Raw genomic sequence first — 20743 nt, forward strand, 5'->3', positions numbered from 1 at the left:
GGTTAAAACAGTGCTAAAACAACAACCAGTTGCAGTATAACATTTGCATAAATACCGGCCAATACATCATCAGCCATTACACCCCAACCACCTGGCAATTCTTCGAGTTTTCGGATGTAAAGCGGCTTAAGGATATCAAAAAACCTAAAAAGAATAAGCCCTATTAAGGTGTATTCCCATTTTAAAGGCACAAACAATAGGGTGATGCACATTCCGGCCACTTCATCAATCACCACCCTACCGTGGTCTTTTCCCCAAATCTCTTCCACCCGATCGGCACTCATTACCCCCAAAATCACGATGAGCATAGTGAAAAGTACCGGCCATAAATAAGGGTTGGTATAAGGGCTCTGGAAAAGATGCCAGCAGATGCAGGTTGCTATTGCAGCATAAGTACCTGCGCCCTTGCCGATATACCCGATTCCCAGAGCCGTTGAAAGAAATTTGTGGATAAACACTATACCGTTTCTATCAGTTCTTCTTCATAATCCTGACCTAAATGGGTGATCAATTCTTCGCCCATGATGTAACGTAAGGTATTCTGAAGTTTCATTAACTGTTTAAAAATATCGTTTTCTGCAGGTACACCTGGAATCGTTTGTGGCGATTTCAGGTAGAATGACAACCATTCCTGAATGCCCGATAGGTTTGCACGTTTAGCCAAATCGATAAACAAAGCAAGATCCAATACAATCGGTGCGGCTAAAATCGAATCGCGGCAAAGGAAATTGATTTTGATCTGCATTTTATAACCTAACCAACCGAAAATATCGATGTTATCCCAGCTTTCTTTGTTATCACCGTGAGGCGGATAATAGTTGATCCTGATTTTATGGTACATATCTCCGTATAAATCAGGGTTAACTTCTGGTTTAAAGATATCTTCCAGTACGCCCAGTTTAGATACTTCTTTGGTTTTAAAGTTATCAGGGTCATCTAATACCAAACCATCGCGGTTACCTAAAATATTATCAGAAAACCAACCGTTTACACCTAACGAACGTGCCGCCAAACCAGGAGCTAAAATGGTTTTCATTAATGTTTGACCAGTTTTAAAATCTTTGCCGGCGATTGGGGTATTGGTTTCTTTAGCCAGCTCGATCAATGCAGGAATATCTACCGTTAAGTTTGGCGCGCCATTAGCAAACGGAATACCTAATTTTAATGCAGCATAAGCATAGATCATACTTGGCGCAATGCGCAAATCGTTGTCTCTTAAGCCTTGCTCAAACGCAGCCAGCGATTCGTGAACTTCTGATGCTTCGAAATAAATTTCGGTAGAACCACACCAAACCAGTACTATACGGTCGCAATTGTTTTCTGCTTTGAAGTTTTTAATATCTTCCATTACGGCTAAAGCCAGTTCGTAACGGTTATCGATATCTTTTACATATTTGCCATCCAGGTTTTTTACATAATTTCTATCGAAAGCAGCGCGCATCGGTTTAATGGCCTGCAATTCTTCACGCACATCGCGCAATAAGTTAGCATCCAGTACACGGGCATTCATTGCCGCTTCGTAAACGTTATCTTCGTACACATCCCAGCCACCGAAAACTAAGTCTTCCAAACCAGCTAGTGGCACAAAATCCTTAATTTTTGGTTCTTTTTTTTCTGTTCTTTTTCCCAAACGGATGGTACCCATCTGTGTTAACGAACCGATAGGTTTTGATATCCCTTTTTTTATTGCTGCAACTCCGGCAATCATGGTTGTTGCTACAGCACCTAATCCTGGCATTAATATTCCCAGCTTGCCTTCAGCTGCTTTTACTTCTTGTTTCATTCTATTTTATTTAAAATCTTATAACCAATTGTTTTTACGGTACCAGTGTATGGTTTCAGTGAGTCCTTGTTCCAACCCGAATTGAGGCACAAAACCAAAGTCGTTCTGAATATTTTTAATGTCGCAGCCCCAATTCAGAGCGGTGAGTTCTTTTATCTTATCTACATTTAAGGCCGGAACCTTATTAAACAGGCCATACAACCTTTCCATCGACCAGGCAAGGCTTTTAATCATTTGCACAGGTAAATTCACGGTCACTGTTTTTTTGTTTAAAGCCTTACGCACATGGGCAGCCAGCGCAGAACGGTTATAAACTGCCCCATCAGAAATGTTGTAACTTTTGCCAACCACATCAGATGCGAGTGCCTTTACGATGATATTGGCCAAATCGGTTGCGTATACAAAGCTTAGTTCCTGTTCCTGTTTGCCGATATACAGCTCCAGCCCTGCTTTAATCGTTTTAATTAATATAAAAATATCTTTCTCCCTTGGCCCATACACTGCTGTGGGCCTAAAGGTGATCAGGGGCAGATTCGGAATCTGGGCCAAGTATGTCTCGGCAAGTGCCTTGCTGATCCCATAATTGGTTACCGGATTTGAGCCCCCGTTATCAGTTAGTTTTTCATTCTTTTGCGTTAAAGGCCCCAGCGCAGCCAAACTGCTGATAAATACAAATTTCTTTATGCTATGTGCGGATTTTGAAGCCGCTAAAGCCAGGTTCCGGGTATAAATGGCGTTTACCTGATTGTAATCATCGAGTTTTTTGGCCTTGGTTACTGCAGCCGCATGCACGATATAGTCGTATTTTTTTTCTTCTATATTTTCTTTTAACTGGTAAATTGAAGAAAAATCAAGATCCACGTAATTGATCGGAAAATCTTTAAGATGCGCTGCAGTAGCCGATTGACGTACATTTGCATACACTTCGAGATCATTCGCCAAAGCAGATTTAATCAGGTGATACCCTACAAATCCTGTCGCTCCTGTAATCAACACCCGCTTTTTCATATCGCTTTCTCTAAAATCCTGTATTTACGATATAGTTTTCCACCAATATCTTCAATAGGCTTATTGATCAGATCGTTATGATCTAAAGTCCAGCTGGCCTCCGCATATTTCATGTTTTTAGCCTTGAAATGTTTAATGATACGGCCATAAAGACAAGCTTCAATCCCCATTTTACGGTAACCATCTACCACGCCAAGCAACAAAATGCGGATGCCATCAATTTTCTTTTTATTGGCCAAAAGCTTGATTAAACCTGTTGGAAACAACCTACCGCGTTTAATTTTGATCAGGATCTGATTGATATCGGGAATGGCCAGTGCAAAACCCACAATCTTACCGTGCTGCTCGGCCAGGATACAAAACTCAGGGTCTAGGATCAGTTTTAAGTCGTTTGCCGTATAGTCAAACTCTTTATCCGTCATCGGTACAAAACCAAGGTTTTTATCCCATGCTTTGTTGTATACATCCCTCACCGCATTACACTCCTCCTTGAATTTTTTCATGTTGATTTTACGCAGCACGATATCGTTACGGAGTAGCCGTTCTTCTATCCTATCCAGCAGTTTAACCGATCTTTCGCTATAGTTGCCCGCGGTGTAGCGGTAGGCCCTTAAATCGACATTTTTCTGGAAGCCGGTCTGTTCTAAAAGCGACAGATAATATGGCGCATTATAAGGCATCATGGCTACAGGTGGCCCGTCAAAACCTTCAATCAGTAATCCGCATACTTCATTGGTCGAAAAATTTACCGGACCTAAAACTTTTGTCAGCCCTCTTTCCGATAACCAATTCTGTGCTCCATTTAAAAGTTGCAAGGCAGCCTTCACATCGTTTATACAATCGAAAAAACCAAAGAAACCGTCATGTCCGCCGTAAACCTTATTGTGGTTTCTATTGTTAATTGCTGCAATGCGCCCAACTACTTTACCTTCGTCGTACAGCAAAAAAAGCTGTATTTCCGAATGCTCGTAAAAAGGATGTTTGCCCGGTGTAAGCAGATCGCGCTGGGCAATAAAAAGTTCGGGCACGTAATTTACATCGCCAGCATATAATTCATGAGGAAAATCTACAAATGCCTTTAATGCTTTTTTACCGGAAACCTTTACCAGTTCTCTCATGATTGGCTTCCTACTAATTCTACATTAACAGCTTTAAAAGCAGCGCTTAGTCTTGCTATGGCCGATTCGATCTGATCGAAAGTATGTGTAGCCATTAAAGAAAACCTGATCAAAGACGAATCAGAAGGCACTGCAGGCGAAACAACTGGGTTTACAAATACCCCATTTTGCTGAAGGATATTCGTAATCATAAAGGTTTTGGTATTATCGCGAATATAAATGGGAATAATCGGACTATTGCTGTGCCCGATATCGAAACCAGCCTCAAGCAAAAGTTTCTTCGCATATTCTGTATTGGCCCAAAGTTTATCAATCCGTTCAGGCTCAGATTCAATAATATCTAATGCAGCAATTACACTGGCCACAGCAGAAGGCGGCATACTTGCACTGAACATCAATGAGCGGGCACGGTGCTTGATATATTCGATGGTTTCGGTACTGCCCGCAATAAAACCACCTAACGAGGCCAGCGATTTACTAAAAGTACCCATAATGAGGTCTACATCCTCCGTAAGGTTAAAATGTGATGCTGTACCAGAGCCATTAAAACCAATTACCCCTAGGCTATGTGCATCATCCATCATAATATTTGCACCAAATTCATTGGCAATATTTACCATTTCAGGAAGATTAACCAAGTCGCCTTCCATGCTGAAAATCCCATCAGAAACAATCAGTTTAGCAGCATCTTCAGGTAATCTGCTTAGTTTTCGGCGCAGGTCCTGCATATCGTTATGCGCATATTTAATGGTGCGCGAAAATGCCAAACGGCTTCCGTCAATAATTGAGGCATGATCGTACTCATCCAATAACAGATAATCGTTACGATCTAACAAACAGGATATTACCCCTAAGTTGACCTGAAAACCAGTACTAAAAAGCACTGCCGCTTCTTTGCCCACATATTCGGCCAAACGATTTTCCAATTCGAGGTGAATATCGAGCGAACCGTTCAAAAACCGCGATCCTGCGCAGCCGGTGCCATATTTTTCAATGGCTGCTTTTGCGGCTTCTTTTATTTTAGGATGATTGGTTAACCCTAAATAGGAATTTGAACCAAACATGAGTACCTTTTTTCCATTGATAACCACCTCGGTATCCTGGCCTGATTCTATCGACCTGAAATAAGGATATAATCCCTTTTCTTTTATCACCGCCGCATCCTTAAAAGAGGCAATTCTATCTTGTAATTTTTTACGCATGCTGAACACTTATATTCTTCAGTTTTTAAAACCCTGTTCTGAAAATTTAGCCTGCGCCTGAATGCTACTTGTAGAGATTAAAATCAACTAGGTAGATTAAGGCCGCATTAACCAAACGATTTGATAACACAATTTTAACGCGGAATTGAAGCCAAAAAAAGGTTCAAATGTGGGATATATTGGTCAAAAAGTAGGATTGGCGAAATGTGACATTCAGATGAATTGACCAATTGACATTCTGACTTTTATTATAAAATAGTAAAACGATAAAAAATACACAAAACAGCTCAACAAATAATATAAATTACTGTTTTTAAGTCAATTAAAATTTCATATTCATTAATCAAAAGATTGAAAATTAATCAGAAATTAGTCATTTTAAAAAAATATTCTTGCAAAATTGATCTCGAACATTACATTTGCCAGTACAAAATCCAACAGATAAAAGGGCGAAAAACTATCCGTAAAAGGGTGGCTAAAGTTGTAGTGCAAAAGATGATCGAATCTGTTAAGAAATTATTAAAAAAACGCTGATCGATTTTATGCAACAAGAGTTACTCAATAAAACTTTTTCAGAAAAAAACCATGAGGAGGCACTTTCTTTAAATGATGGATTGATGGCAAAAATCCACCATAGCAGTGATCCTCATTATTGCAGTTCGGAACCTTTCCGCGTATCGAGTTATGCCTTAATTCTGATCACCAAAGGAAAGATGAACCTTCGGATAAATTTTGTAGAGCATGTATTAAATCAAAGAGATATTCTACTCATTTTTCCACATGCCGTTTATGAGATTAAGGATAACAGTGATGTTTCTTTCATCAGCATCCATTTTAATAAAAATTATTTAAAAACCAAGGGGATATTCTTTAATAGCGGAGAAGCTTACAGGATGTTCCAGAACGATCCTACTCATAAATTTTCATTATCAAAAGAAGAATATACATTCATTTACTATGACATGCTTGCGCTGCACAAAAAACTGAATGTACCTAAAGATACCCCGCAGATTAAAAACATTGTGCACAATAGCTTCCTGGAGCTGCTGTACGACCTCTTTTTGTTAAAGAATAAACAGAAAAATCCAATACCTTTTGCTCATGATAGCAAGACAGAACTCACCAATCGGTTTTTATCGTTGGTATCAGAAAACTTTAAGAAGGAAAAACGTGTAATTTATTATGCCAACTGTTTACGCATTACGCCAAGGCATTTATCACAGGTTGTTAAACAGGTAACCGATAGAACAGCGGGGGAAGTTATTGATGAAATGGTGATCAGGGAGGCAAAGTTATTGCTAACCAGCCATGTAATGAATATCTCGGAGGTAGCCTTGGAACTGCGTTTTAGCAACTCCTCTTTTTTTGGAAAGTATTTCAAAAAACAGACGGGAATTACGCCATCTGAGTATAAATTATCGAATAATATTGCGGTATAGATCAATCTCATCAGACTGCTAATTACCTTCGGTAAGCTCGCTTAAAGCTCGGTTTACTTCGTAGCTTTCCGTTTCACTACAGGTCAGGGTGACGATCAATCGGGGATAACGCTACCAGTCACCCTCCCAATATCATTAAGTTAAGCATAAGCGTTGTAAGTCTGAGGGATAATTTATTTTTAAAATCAATATAAACGACGCATATCCTTTTTTGTCCAGAGGCTCATTCTTGCCTCGGCTCACCGCCGCCGAAAGGCTCTTTCTTTTTGGCATCAAAAAGAAACAAAAAATGCCGGCTGAAAATTTTTCTTTAAGAGCCAGTGGTATGGCTGGGTCAGCAGAATCCGAAAAATTTGTTAGGCCGGATTTAAGTGGAACGGGGATACGGTGCTGTGGCCTAGCTGGGTGGAAATGTATAGTATCGCAAATATCTTATTAGTAAGCAATTGCAAAATAACGTTTCCTCCTTAACTTAACGGCATTGGTTACCCACCTGCAACGGGGAGGGTTTTATTATGTCAATAAGTTAAGTATTCGCCATAAACCAAAATAATTTAACCACAGATAAAAAGGATGCGCACAGATATGGAAATCCGTGTTTATCTGTGTTTAAAACCTCTTAACGACATTGGCCACCAGCTTGTAATGGGCAGGGCTTTATTTCACCACCATAGAAGTACTATTTCTGCCTCCTAAACCTGATCGAAGCGAGATGCCGATTTCCTTCAAATTGGCAGAAGCGGGAGCAGGACTGAACCGCCCTAAATGCTCCTGCAATTGCTTTCCAAAAAACACATGTTAATGTTATGGATTTACACTAGTCAGTTTTTTACCTGCTAGATCTTCCCATTTATAAAAATGGAAGGTTTTATCATCGCTCATGGCCACCAGCAAACCGTGTTTAAAATCGTTATTTAAAGGAACTGAAACCACATCAATACCATCGGTTTGGTTGGCTGAATATTTAATGGTGGTTAACAATGCGTGTGGATGAGCAGTATTGGCTTTAGCCACCCTATCGTACACTTTTAGCTGCTTAGCACCCTGATCGGATACCAGGATATATCCCTTATTCCCTGAGGTTTTATAAATGGCAATGCCTTCGTTGTCGACAGCAAAATCGCCCTGCCCAAATAATGCCAGCTCTTTATTCCCTTTGGCTGGGTCTGCATAATACTTGCGTACACCTACCTGCTCATCGCAATAGTAAACGTATCCCAACTCATTATCAACGGCAATGGCTTCTATTTCCTTTTTGCCACTATACTGGCCGAATTTCCGCACCAAATCTGCTTTAACATTGCCTTTTCCATCATCGGTTAACAGGTACTGCCAAAGATAACCTCCGTTTTTAGGCCCCGTTTTACGACCAACAATTGCATAAATTTTTCCGCTTGGATCGGTATACATCGAAATCCCCATCAAATCGCGGTACTCTGCCCCTGTTTCGCCTGTAAAAACAGGAATCCCACCATTATCGATTGCTTTCATATCGGGAAGCGAAAATATCCGCAATTTATGTGTATAACGTTCTGTGGTTACGGCAATATCTGTTTTTTTTCCAGCGAGTAACAAACCATAGGCAATATCAACATTATCCGGTCGCTTTAAACCCTTTACAGTTTTCGACTTGATGATTTTACCTTTCAGATCGAAAACGTATAAGCCGCCACTGCTATCTTTATCGGTACCGATCACCAAAGACTGTGCTGGATCATTCGGGTTTACCCAGATCGCAGGATCATCGGTATCAAAATCGACAGGATCAGATACGTATAAAGGTTTTACTACTGCACTACTTTCATTTTGTGTACCTCCATTACAAGAAATCGTAAGGCTTAAAACCGCAAAAGCGGCAAGTTTTAATATATTGTTATGTTTCATTTTATATTTTAGTTCCGTAGGCACCAACAAATGTTGATGGTGATGGTGAGCTATAGGTGATACCATTTTTCATTATAATTCCAGCCTGGTGATGGCGGGTAAAGTTAGTGATTCCCTTACCCAAAGCTGGTGAGTTGCCCTGCAGGTGAAAATCCCATGCGGTATTAAAATCGGCATTGGTAACCGCTGTATTTAAAGGATAATTCACAAATTTAGGGTCATTTGCTCCGGCAACATTGCTAATTACATCATTTTTACCGCCCACAATGTCGCCAGATGGCTGAAACTGATTTACGGTAGCCTGATCGAAACCATAATACCAGTTATTGCTGTAAGCAGAACGGTTATCTTCAGGCTTTTTTGGATCTCTTTTTACACCAAAACGGGTATTGGCGAAAAGATTATTATACAGATCGGCACGCACCGTACTTTCCAGCCAGATTGATCCGCCTTTTGCAGTTGGTCTTCTCCAGCCCGTATTCACCATCGTATTGTTGTAAGCAATAATATATGTTTGTGGCGTTTTATCTCCTGTATTAGATAATTTTAAGGCATTGGTATTGGTGCTATAAACCAAATTATAGGCTATATCAGCCAAACATCCCGACTTAAAGTTCATGGCTTCTCCTCCTGTTACACCTGTGGTATAAAACACATTATTGGCAAAAATGATTCTTCCACCTTCAATATAAGTACAATCTTCCTGAAAATTTCTGATGGTACTATTTTGAACCACCAATCTGCCCCTGGCATTGGCAAACCAAAGTGCAGGTAAACTTTCGCCTGCAACAGCCTTATACAGGCCCATTTTTACCGAAGTAGAAGCATCGGATGTTTTAGCACCGCCATATTCTAGAATGACGTGGTCAAGCACCAGTTCTTCGCATGTTGGACCAGCCAAAATACCGCCCCAGAGTTTACCAAACTTGGTTAATGGCGTTTTGTAAAAATCATTTACGGTAAATTTGATTGGATTTTCCGTGGTTCCTAAAGCGTACAAATTGCCTTTTATAATAATTTCTGGTTTGGCAACCGTATCCATCAGCACCGTTACTCCTTCTTCAATCGTTAGCGTTTTCCCTTCCGGGATTACAATATCGCCTTTAATTACCTGTGTACTGCCTTTAGCCCAAACTCCAGAAACCTCACCAATTGCCGAACCATCAACAGCGGTAGTATCTACATCTATATTGGCTTTCTCGCATCCTGCTAAGGCTAACACCATCAGGATCATCAACTTAAAAATCTGATTCGATTTCATGTCTTTATATCTTTAAATTCTATTAATTAAACTTATATCTGAAGCCAACAAGGTAGTTTTGGCCATAATAATCACTTCTGATCAATGTAGTCCCGTTTTTTACCAGGTCTTCGTTGATGTTGTTATTCTCAGGATTGGTACCTTTTATAAATAATTTTGTCGGCGTATTTAAGATGTTATTGGCCTTTACAAAAACACTAATACCGCCTTTAAAACGTTTCTCGGCCGAGGCATCCATCTGTATAAATCCTTCCTGCCACAAATCGTTATTTAAGAATTGAGAAATCGTGTTGATGCGTGGCCCTGTGTAGGCACCTGCAACCTGAACATCCCAGCCTTTTTTAGTGTCTTTAAACAATAACGATAAGTTGGCAATATGTGCTGACTGACCATAAAGCGGGCGTTCCTGGTTAACATTGGCCGGCTCTGTATCTCCGGTAGTACTGTTGATGACCCTCGTGGTTTTAGTGGTGTTAATACGCGAATGGGTATAGGTATAATTGGCCTTTACGCCTATTTTGCTGAAATATTTGATATAATCTACCTCTGCGCCATAATTATTGGCCGTACCAAAGTTTCCCGGGGTATAATAAGTGTCCTGTCCACGAACGGCATCAGCCTGAAAGGTATATTCAATAGGATTTTTGATCCGCTTATAAAAAGCACCAACCAACAATTGTTCTGAAGCACCCGGAAAAAGTTCGTAACGTAAATCGAAATTATCGGCTAAGGCACGTTGCAGGTTCACATTACCGCGCTCTATAAACTCTTCATTTTTCACCTTTCCTGGTACAATTTCATAAAAACCAGGGCGGTTAAGGGCTTTATAATAAGAGGCATGTAATTGTGCTTTTTGGCTCAAGAAGTACTTTGCGGTTAAACTGGGCAGCAGATCAGTATAAATCTGATTTCCTTTTGGAAAAGCCTCACCTGCAGGAAAAAGCAGGTTATAACCCTGATTGGTATGTTCTACTCTTAGCCCTCCTATCACTTCTAATTTAGCCGAATTATATTTAAACATTCCATATCCGGCGGCTATTTTTTCACTTGCATCGTAGGTTAATGCATTGGCTACTGCTCCTGTAGAATTACTCACCACGAGGTTTAAATCGGTATAATTTTGAAAATTCACACCGTAAAGATCAAATGCATTGGCTGCACTTGGGGCAAGATTGTAATTGTTAAAGAAACTGCTTCTTTGTTTATCGCGGTATAAACCGCCGGCCATAATATCCAGTTTATGCCCGCCAGTCAAAACCTGGTAAGTCAGATCCAGGTAGCCTGCTAAGTCCTCATCGGTATTACGCTCCCATCTACGGGTAACTGGATTAGTATTAACCAAACTGGTACGTTTGCTTTGAAAATTCTGTTCTATCCCATTTAAACTGATACTGGTATTTTCGGGCACATCGTTTTTGGCCGAAGAATAAACAGCCGACCATTGTACTTTAAATTTATCATCAAAGAATTTATGGTCGCCATGAAGCGTAGTATTGTAAATCTGCTGCTCGGTTAAGCGGCTACGGGTATCGTAAACCAATTCGGCATTCCCAGCTGTTGGATTATAAACGCCATTGTAGGTAGTGGTTACAGCATCTCTAACCTGCTGATTTTTTAGGTTAACGTATACATTGTACAAACTGATCTGATGATCTTTATTAAAAACATAATCAATTTTTCCATGTAAACCCGTTCGTTGTTGCTGTTCGGAATACTCACGGTAACTTTTGCTGGTAATTTTGGCATAAGGATCGACGCCTACAACAGCATTATTGTAAAAAGTACTGTTGCTGCCACGGTAAGTATTCTGATAACTTCCTGCCAGCACCACCCCTAATTTATTATCCAAAAAGCGTTTACTTAAGGATAAACTTCCGATTAAATTAGGTGCAGGGTTTTTATATTTATAATCGAGTGTACCCTTACTAAAATCGTTTTGTGTAGCATTGTAGTTTTTCCCGTTTATTTCGTAAGGCGATTTATAATTAATACCCGAAGCATTGTAACTGGTAAACTTACGATCGAAAAACAATTGGTTATAACCTGTAGCAACATTGGCATTTACCTGTAGCAAGCCCGGCGCATTTTTCATCACCATATTAATGGCACCGCCAATGGCATCGCCCTCTAAATTTGGCGTAAGGGTTTTGTACACCTCTAAACGGTCGAGTAAATCAGAAGGGAAAAGATCAAGCGGAACATAACGGTATTTATTATCCGGACTTGGGATTTTCACACCATTTACCAAAGTATAGTTGTAGCGTTTATCCATTCCTCTTAATATGGCATATTGCCCATCGCCATTGCTATTGCGCTCTATAGACACACCCGAAATACGCTGCATCACATTGGCTACCGTTAAATCTGGCGAAATCTCAATCGACCTTCCTGATACGATATTCATCAGTTGTGGGGCATTTTTTTCCAGGCGCCTTGCACCCTGATCAGTAGAACTCACCGCATTCGACTTAATGGTGATATCATCAAGGCTTTTCGAATCGCTCTCCATGTAGAACTTTAAGTGATCGTTATCCTCTTTCAGTATCATTAAGGTTTTCTCGATGGTCCTGTAAGTAATATAGCTAACACTAATTTTGGCAGTACCTACTTTTACATCCTTAAATTCGAAAGTACCATCTAATCCGGTATTGGTTGTGCGCCTTGGGTTTTCTAAAACCACTGTTGCACCTACAATGGCCTCTCCAGTTTGCTTATCGTAAACATGGCCTTTCAGTTTTGTGGCACTAGCTGTGCCTGCACAAAAAAGAAGTAAAAACAGAATTTGTAATCGTTTGTTCATTGCGTTTGGTAATGTCTTTTTATTATCGACGGGGCAAAGGTGTATACACCATTTTACACAAAGAAATTATTGAGGTTACATAAAGGCAACAGCGTTACAACAAGCATATATCAAAAGGCAACACAAAAACATAACCAATTTATTATCAATAAATTAACTGCTCGATAAAACGCCGTTATGCTTTTATTACCGTTACATTAACAAATTGTTAAGCCCTAAAAACGAGCAAAAAAAGGTTGTATATTACAGCTGATGTAACGGTTATAACGCCTGGATAAATGCAGATAAATTATCGCCTTGCGCTAGATTTAGCTTTTTCCTTAACCTATATCTCGATACCCTTAAGCTATCGGTAGATATACCAAGTAAGGTTGCAATATCAGCTGAATCGAGGTTCATTTTTAACAATGCAATCAGGCGCATATCAGCTGAAGTAAGCTCATTACTATATTTTTTTAGGCTTTCGAGAAACTGATGGTGCACCTGTTCGAAAGCCACCGTAAATTCTTTCCAGTTGCGTTCGTGATTAAAACTTTGATTAATCTCCGTGAGGATCTGGTTCATCTGTTTTTTCTGATCGCGCTTATCCTCTTTTACCATCGCTTGTAAGGTGCTCCTAAGATTTTCAAGGAATTGGTTGTGTTTAATCAGATTTAAGGTATGGGTAGAAAGCTCTCTGCTTTTAACCTCCAGCAACTGTTTCAGATTTTGTTCTTCGAGCTGAAGATTTTTGAGCGCCAAACTGGTCATATCATGTTCTATCGCTTTCTGCCGCGCCAGCATCTGTTGATCTCTCAACTTTAAGCGTTGTCTGCTAAAAATAACAAATCCCAAAACAATCAATAATATCACTACAATTGTGGCAGAAAAAGCAATGATCCTATTCACCTTTCGGTCGTTTTTCAGTTTATTAATCTCATCAGATTTTTTATTGATATCGTAAAGTACCTGCAAAAAGGCGACCTGCCGGGCACCATCTTCCGAATACAGATCGATCGTGTATTTATAGCCGAGTTTTACATAATGGTAGGCGCTGTCCATATTGTTCAACAGTTCGTATGCCTTGCCCAAATCTCTGCAGCAGGAGCTTAGCTGATAAATATTGCCCATCTTTTCGGCCAGTTTTAACGCCGTTTCGGTTTGCACAATACTTTCCTTATACCGGCCTGTTTTACGGAGGATATCGCCCAAATTATTAATTACTTCGATACTCCCCAGGTCATTATGATCTTCCTGATATAAATTTAACGACTGTTTAAAATGCACATACGCAGAATCGTAACGCTCAAGATCTTCATATATACTGCCCAAGTTTTCGTGTATTTTGGCCGCCCCGCTTTTATCGTTAACCTGTTCGTTTATTTTTAAAGCGAGTTTTTGATAGTAAAATGCACTGTCGTAAAGTTGTCTTTTTTCGTATAACTGCCCAATATTGCCCAAAACGGTTGCCTGTCCGGTTAAGTTATTCGATCTTTTATAGATACCGATGGCTTTGTTATAGCTATGCATGGCCTTGTCTTTCTGCTTCATATAGTAGTAGAGCACACCCGCATCGTTAAGGTTTGCGGCCAATAAATGGGTTTGATTGGCATTATTGAATATTTTATCGGCTTTTAAAAAGAACTCTAACGATTGGCTGAAATGCCCCTGCGTATAACAAACCCTACCCATTTGCTGCAAACATTTGCCTTCTAAAAGCTCGTCATTGCCATCGATAGCTTTGGCATATATTTTTTTTAATTGAGCCAGGGCTGCAGTCGGATCTTTTTGATTCAGGGCAATAATCGATTCGAATTTTTCTTCCTGGGCAACCGCATTCGAAACGAAAAGCAGAAAAAGCACTAGAACACTAAAGGGTTTGATCATGTTAGAAGCATCTATATCAGGCAATGCTGAACAAAGAAAGAGCGTATATGTTAACTTAAGGTTAAGTTGAAGAATTAACTGAGGATAACGAACGCCAAACCTAATAGCGAAGCCGATTTTATATTAGTCCATTAAGTGATATTTTGTATTTTAGTAGTAAAACCTATTGATATGAATATTACCTATGAAATAGGTGTTACCCCTACACCAGAAGTAGCGTTTAGTCCGAAGTCTTTAGTCGGGAGCCCGAAGTCCAGTTGCCAGTTAGCCTTTAACTAAAATTAAACCTGCTTTACAAAGCACATCTGGCCTCCAAATATCCATCTTATTGTTAAAAAATTTATTCCTATCTTAATATCCCTTTTTTCTGAAATCTCAAATCTCAAATCTCAAATCTCAAATCTCAAATCTCAAATCTCAATTATCCCGCAATACTGCATTTCGGCCGCCATCAATTAAATAGGTAGTTCCAGATGCAAAACCGGCGTACTTGCTAGATAAAAAGACACACCAGCCTCCAATTTCTTCTATTGTACCGAGTTTTTTTACCGGATGAAGATCTATGGTCCGTTGCCTTTCTTCTTCAGTCCGTATAAATGAATTAAACCATTGCTGGTTACCGGACGTATCGATAAAGCCCGGTGCAATGCCTATTGTTCTAATACCGGGCCCCGATTCTATAGCCAAACTTTTCACCAAACCCGTTAATGCAGTTTTGGCAATCTTATATGGCGCACAGCCGGAGATACTGGCAAAAGCATGGCTGGATGCCATTACGATAATTACTCCATTATTTCCATCTAGTAACGACTTGCAGCGTTTGGCCAAACGCCAATGTGCAGAAAGGTTTAAATCCAAATTAAACTGCCAGTCTTTTTCGGTACTATTTTCTAAACCCGTAAATACATTCTGACCAGCGTTAGAAACCAAAATATCCAATCGTCCATAATCACCGGTTATATCTGATACAAGACCATCAATATCTTCAGTTACCACCATATCAGCTTTAAAATAGTCTGAATGTGCCTCAAAAGACCCCATTTCTGCTAAAAACCGCTGGGCAACATCACTCGTTTCACTTTGTTCTGCACAACCGATCACGGTACAGCCCGCTTTAGCCATCATTTTGGCAATCCCCAAGCCAATACCGGAGGTAACACTCGTTACCAAAGCTATTTTCCCTTTTAAATCTATTGTTAGTGCCATAAAATCTAATTTAAAGAGGGTATCCAAACTTTTTGGACACCCTCTTAATCATTATTTATTCATTGTGTGTTGTGGGTTTTCTAATAACCGCTATTTTGCTTTAAAACGCCTTTAGAGAGATCTATCTGATCTTGCGGGATTGGCATTAAATATAATTTATCATTCCAGGTTCTTTCTTGAATCGGTTTTGCGGCATCGGCAATACTATATATTGGTTTCATTACCTGTGGAGCAATTTTCCATCTTCTGATATCCATATAACGTTGTCCTTCTATTGCCAATTCAACACGTCTTTCATTTCTGATTAACGCCCTTAAGGTCTCCTGCGTGGCATACTTAGATCTATCAACAACAGGCATGCCCGCACGCGTCCTGATTTTATCCAAAGCATCATATACACTTGCATCAGGACCGGTTAATTCGTTTTTAGCTTCGGCATAGGTTAATAAAACTTCAGCATAACGGATTAAAATATTATTTGCATGGTTATCAATCTGATCTCTATAAATTTTAGGGTCGACCATTTTACGCACACTGTAACCAGTTAGGGCGGTGTTACCTGCACCTTCAGTCCATTTAAATGAATAATCATCTTGGATGGCATTCCATGGGTTTCCATCAAATAAAATACTGGCGTAAAAACGCGGGTCTCTATTTCTATATTCGTTTTTAAATGCCGGATCTTTCGCTTTATACCAGGCAGCTCTTTGTGCTGGCGATGGCGGTGTAATTAAATCGCCTGTTTTATAACTTGGGTAACTATTTACCAATTCTTGTGTTGGTGCAATAGAGCCCCAACCACCCAGATCGCCCGAAGGCAGCAAGGTATTTAAGAAATTAGCATCTTGTTGCGGGATGCGCTGTCTATCTAATATTACTTCTACATTGCCTTCATTTGCCTGGTAAAACAAAGCTTCATAACTACGGAGTCCTACACGGAATTTTTTCTCATCATCGGCATTTGCGAAATCGACCCATGCGCTATAATTATCTTTGGCATTTAGGGCATCTTCGGCAGTTACTTTAAACAAATCGTAACCCAATGTCATTACCTGGCTTGCCGCGTCGGCAGCCAATTGCCACTGGCCTTCATACAAGTGAGCACGTGCTTTTAAAGCCAATGCTGCTCCTTTGGTAATGCGACCTTTTTCGTTTGGTTTACCACCAGCATAACTTTGTGGTAAAATTTTAGCAATGGCGTCTAACTCATCTACCACAAATTTTAATACTTCTGCTTTTGGTGTTCTTGGTATATTTTCTCTGCCAAGCTCAACTGTTTTAGTCGACAATGGCACGTCACCAAATTTACTAATCAACCAGAAATAAGCATTTGCTCTAATAAAACGGACCTCGGCCTTATATCGGTCTAGTAATGTTTTATCCATGCCGGTTACTTTATCTGCATTATCTAAAAAATAATTGGCACGACCAATTCCGGTAAAACCCCAGCCTGCATCTAAAGTAGAGTTTACATTACCCGATGATACTGCCGTTGCCGAACTCTCCCAAGGATACTGTGCATGCGCATTATCTGCAGCTGCATCATCATACACCATATCATCGCCAGGTAACTGATTGTATACACCGTTTACGGCCAAGTAAACATCATTGGCATTCTTCCAAAAAGTAGCTTCCGACACCTGGTTTAAAGGTGGTCTTTCTAAAAAATCTTTCTTACAAGAAACAATAACACTTAATAAGAGTACACTTGTAATTATATATATCTTTTTCATTTTTCTAATCATTTTATAATCCTGCACTTAAACCAAACGACCATGTTTTAATACCTGGGTAACCTCCACGGCCCGAAGCAGACTCAGGATCATAATCGCCCAAACGCTTATCGGCCATAATGGTGAAAGGATTGTTGGTTGTGCCATATATTCTTAATTTAGACAAACCAATTTTTTTCACTGCATTTTGAGGTAAAGTATAACCCAAAGTAATGCCTCTTACCCTGAAATAAGAGCCGCTAAATAGGTAGAATGACGAGAATTGATCGATATTATGTCCGGCATCTGCAGTTAGTAATGTCCGCGGGAAATCGGCATTTGGATCAGGGTTTTCTTTTGTCCAGCGGTTTAATAACTGTACTTTGGCATTTGCACCGTTAAAGAAGGGTGCTGAAGCTTCCTGGCCTAAATAGGTTTTTACTTTGGCCACACCATAAGTAAGGATATTAAAATCGAAACCTTTGTAAGCTGCACTTAAATTAAAACCATAGTTTACAAAAGGTACATCGTTACCAATGATGGTACGGTCTGCAGCATTAATCACATTATCTCCATTAATATCTCTGTATTTAATATCTCCGGCTCTGGTACGTGCATCCTGAAAAGCATGTGAAGCAACCTCTCCATTAGTAACAAAAAGACCATCAGCAATATAACCATAAAAAGATCCGAGCGATTCGCCAACCCTTTGAATATACTGACCATCAAATCGATCGTTATTATTGTCTCCAATTTTGGTGATTTTACTTTTGATCAATGATAAGTTACCACCAATGCTAAAAGTAAAATCTTTTCCGATTCTGTTGTTATGGTTGATGGCCAACTCTACACCAGTATTACGGGTACTTGCCGAATTGGTAAAAGGGACGGTTAACGGATAGGTTGAAAGGGCTGCATTACGTAATAACAAATCTTTGGTATCTTTAATGTAATAATCTGCAGTAATGTCCAGTTTACCTTTTAACAAAGTCATGTCTACCCCAAAATCGGTCATGTATACCTTTTCCCAGGTTGTGGTTGGCCATGATCCATCGGCCTGCCAGATTCCATCTTGTGCTGTACCTTCAAAACTGTACTGAAAGCCAGCGTTTAACCTGTTAAAATAGTTGCCTACAGAAACCACATCCTGATTACCTAACGAACCATAAGAACCACGGAGTTTTAAATTATCAACCCAGGAAATATTTTTCATAAAGTCTTCTTTGGAAACTACCCATCCTGCAGAAAACGATGGAAAGAATGCTTTACGCACATCTTCACGGAAACGTGAAGAATAATCGATGCGGGCATTTACCTCTAACAGGTACTTATCGTTAAAAGCATAGTTAAAACGGCCAAACATCGATCGCATTGACCATTCTTCAGCAGCGGTTCTGTTGGCTAAGCCAAAAACGCCGCCAATAATATCATCTCCATTGTTATCTGATAACATATCTTCTCCGTTACCAGAACCATTGATAATGGTGCTTAAATCGTTATTAGGAAAGTTTCTTCTACCAATAAATGCACTTCTAAGCACATTGCTTTCTTGCGATGCACCTACAGTTAGCTTGCCATAATGTTTACCAAATGTACGCTCGTAATCTGCCGTACCTTGTATCAACAATTCTTTTCTTTTAGACCAGTACTCCCTTAAATCATTCTGGGTGCCTTGTCCGGCAGGCAGCGCAATAGGATTACCGGTTAAAAAGTTATTAATCGGTGTCATGGTATTGTTAAAGGCTGTGCTGTTGTTGTTGGTAAACTTTAACGAAACCAATCCATTTATCGATAAACCTTTTAAAGGTGTTAACGTAGCATTTGCAGCGGTCTGAAGTAAATTGTTCCGGTTACTGCCTTTCGATGATTCGGCTATCATGCGGGCCTGGTTACGATACGGAATTGAGCTACTGGCTACAGTACCATTGTTTACCGAGCCCCATTGGCCATTGCTCTGGCGAAAAACAGTAGTTGGTAGAGAACGGTTTAACTCTGTCCATGATAAATTGCCCAAACGGTCAAAAGCCTGGTTAATGAAAGAGATATTGGTACCTATCTTTAGTATATTCTCTATAACCTTGGTTTCGGTATTTAATTTTGCATTAAAACGGTCCTGGTCTTTATTCGGAATTAACGATTCTTGAGTTTGATAATTTAAACCCAGGTAACTACTGGTTATTTTACCGGGTGCATTGATGTTTAAATTCACATCGGCAAGTGGTGCACTGGGCCTTAAAACTTCTTTATACCAATCTGTATTTGGATATAGATCTGGCTGAGAACCATTTCTGTATAACTCTATCTGAGCGGGTGTATACATTGGGCTACGGCCAACATTGGTGAGTGCCTCATTATAAAGTGTTGTATAATCTACTGATCCTAAATATTTCGCGATACGAGTGGGCGATTGCCAGCCGTAGTTCGCATTAAACTCGATGGTTGCTTTTTCGCCACCACCACGTTTAGTGGTTACCATAATTACACCGTTAGCCGCTCTCGAGCCATATAAAGCTGCAGAAGATGCATCTTTTAGTACCGACATGCCCGAAATATCATTTGGATTAAGTGTAGCGAATTCTTGCGAGCTAGCCGGAATACCATCAATAATATATAATGGCGTACCTGCCCCTGCTAAACTGCTTCTGCCCCGAATATTAACAGCAGTACCTCCTGTTGCACTTGCACTTACATCGCCAGGGCGTTGCAAAATGGTTAAGCCTGGAGAAATACCCTGTAAGGCATTTTGTATGGAGGTTACAGGGCGCTCTTTTAATTGTTTAGGGGTTATGGTGGCAATAGCTCCGGTCAAACTCGATTTTTTCTGTGTACCATAAGCCACAACTACCACCTCATTTAAATCGTTGCTTTGCGGCACCAAAGTAACTTTTACTGTTGCCGAAGCTTTTACCTCTTTGGTTTGATAACCTAAATACGAGATCACTAAAATGGCATCTTCGGCCACACCGGTAAGTTTAAAGTTTCCGCCTTCATCACTCATGGTGCCCTGCTCTTTTCCTTTTACTTTAATGCTGGCGCCAGGTATGCCTTTACCAATTTCGTCTAAAATAGTACCAATTACATCGATAACCTGGTTTGCTGGTGTACTTTGTTCTGGCTTATTGGCAGGGACAACATTTACGGGCCGTTCTTTAACCACAATGGTGTTGGCCTGTATAGAATAAGTTAAGGGCTGGTTCTTGAAGCATTGATTTAAAGCTTCGGTTAAAGGCATATCTTTTATATCGATGCTTACCATATTCGCCTTTTTTAAATCGCTCTGGATAAAAAACACATTATAGCCGCTTTGATTTTTTATTGCCTTTAATACTTTTTGTAAGGATGCATTTTTTTCGTTAAGCGTAATGTTATTTTGCGCAAAACTACCCGCGTTAACGTGTAAAAAGGCTACAAAAAGCAATAAGATGGTTAGCTTCATAGATAACAGAATTTTATTCTTTATACAG

13 protein-coding genes are annotated in these 20743 nt (G+C 39.9%); 1 reads left to right on the plus strand and 12 read right to left on the minus strand.

What is annotated here, in order from left to right; all coding sequences use genetic code 11:
• Positions 1 to 2: 2 nt before the first annotated feature.
• From AC1RJ8_RS21390 to spt, 5 genes are read right to left on the minus strand one after another with little or no spacing between them, the layout of a single operon-like run.
• The gene (locus AC1RJ8_RS21390) at positions 3 to 458 is read right to left on the minus strand and encodes a phosphatidylglycerophosphatase A family protein (protein ID WP_230144963.1); all 456 of its coding nucleotides are present in this window, start codon (positions 456 to 458) and stop codon (positions 3 to 5) included.
• Complete coding sequence (locus AC1RJ8_RS21395; RefSeq protein WP_492955572.1) at positions 458 to 1783, minus strand: inositol-3-phosphate synthase; 1326 nt, start codon at positions 1781 to 1783, stop codon at positions 458 to 460. Before AC1RJ8_RS21395 ends, AC1RJ8_RS21390 begins: the two co-directional genes overlap by 1 nt.
• Positions 1784 to 1801: 18 nt before the next feature.
• On the minus strand, positions 1802 to 2791 hold the full coding sequence (locus AC1RJ8_RS21400) for an NAD-dependent epimerase/dehydratase family protein (RefSeq protein WP_492955573.1): 990 nt from the start codon (positions 2789 to 2791) through the stop codon (positions 1802 to 1804).
• Positions 2788 to 3909: a hypothetical protein gene (locus AC1RJ8_RS21405; RefSeq protein WP_492955574.1), complete on the minus strand. Its 1122-nt coding sequence runs from the start codon at positions 3907 to 3909 to the stop codon at positions 2788 to 2790. Before AC1RJ8_RS21405 ends, AC1RJ8_RS21400 begins: the two co-directional genes overlap by 4 nt.
• Positions 3906 to 5111, minus strand: coding sequence for a serine palmitoyltransferase (spt, locus tag AC1RJ8_RS21410; RefSeq protein WP_492955575.1), 1206 nt, complete (start codon positions 5109 to 5111; stop codon positions 3906 to 3908). The genes AC1RJ8_RS21405 and spt overlap by 4 nt, the downstream gene beginning before the upstream one ends.
• 542 nt (positions 5112 to 5653) lie before the next feature.
• On the opposite strand from spt, the gene AC1RJ8_RS21415 reads away from it, so the two are divergent.
• A complete protein-coding gene (locus AC1RJ8_RS21415; RefSeq protein WP_492955576.1) occupies positions 5654 to 6550 on the plus strand; it encodes a helix-turn-helix domain-containing protein in 897 nt (298 codons plus the stop codon).
• Positions 6551 to 7354: 804 nt separating this feature from the next.
• On the opposite strand, the gene AC1RJ8_RS21420 is transcribed toward AC1RJ8_RS21415, so the two are convergent.
• The 7 genes from AC1RJ8_RS21420 to AC1RJ8_RS21450 all read right to left on the minus strand — a co-directional run bounded on the left by AC1RJ8_RS21420 (position 7355) and on the right by AC1RJ8_RS21450 (position 20715).
• The gene (locus tag AC1RJ8_RS21420) at positions 7355 to 8434 is read right to left on the minus strand and encodes a phytase (RefSeq protein WP_492955577.1); all 1080 of its coding nucleotides are present in this window, start codon (positions 8432 to 8434) and stop codon (positions 7355 to 7357) included.
• Position 8435: 1 nt separating this feature from the next.
• Positions 8436 to 9695, minus strand: coding sequence for a right-handed parallel beta-helix repeat-containing protein (locus tag AC1RJ8_RS21425; RefSeq protein ID WP_492955578.1), 1260 nt, complete (start codon positions 9693 to 9695; stop codon positions 8436 to 8438).
• Between the two features lie 22 nt (positions 9696 to 9717).
• Positions 9718 to 12495 (minus strand): TonB-dependent receptor, encoded by a 2778-nt coding sequence (locus tag AC1RJ8_RS21430; protein WP_492955579.1) that lies wholly within the window; start codon positions 12493 to 12495, stop codon positions 9718 to 9720.
• A 261-nt stretch (positions 12496 to 12756) separates the two neighbouring features.
• Positions 12757 to 14361 (minus strand): tetratricopeptide repeat protein, encoded by a 1605-nt coding sequence (locus AC1RJ8_RS21435; protein ID WP_492955580.1) that lies wholly within the window; start codon positions 14359 to 14361, stop codon positions 12757 to 12759.
• A 417-nt stretch (positions 14362 to 14778) separates the two neighbouring features.
• A complete protein-coding gene (locus AC1RJ8_RS21440; RefSeq protein ID WP_492955581.1) occupies positions 14779 to 15567 on the minus strand; it encodes an SDR family NAD(P)-dependent oxidoreductase in 789 nt (262 codons plus the stop codon).
• Between the two features lie 80 nt (positions 15568 to 15647).
• Positions 15648 to 17300 carry a RagB/SusD family nutrient uptake outer membrane protein gene (locus AC1RJ8_RS21445; protein WP_492955582.1) on the minus strand — a complete coding sequence of 551 codons (1653 nt, stop codon included), beginning with the start codon at positions 17298 to 17300 and terminating at the stop codon, positions 15648 to 15650.
• A gap of 13 nt (positions 17301 to 17313) precedes the next feature.
• Positions 17314 to 20715 carry a TonB-dependent receptor gene (locus AC1RJ8_RS21450; protein ID WP_492955583.1) on the minus strand — a complete coding sequence of 1134 codons (3402 nt, stop codon included), beginning with the start codon at positions 20713 to 20715 and terminating at the stop codon, positions 17314 to 17316.
• Between the last annotated feature and the right edge of the window lie 28 nt (positions 20716 to 20743).

The sequence above is a fragment of the Pedobacter sp. GW822-FHT03F06 genome (genome assembly GCF_058801365.1).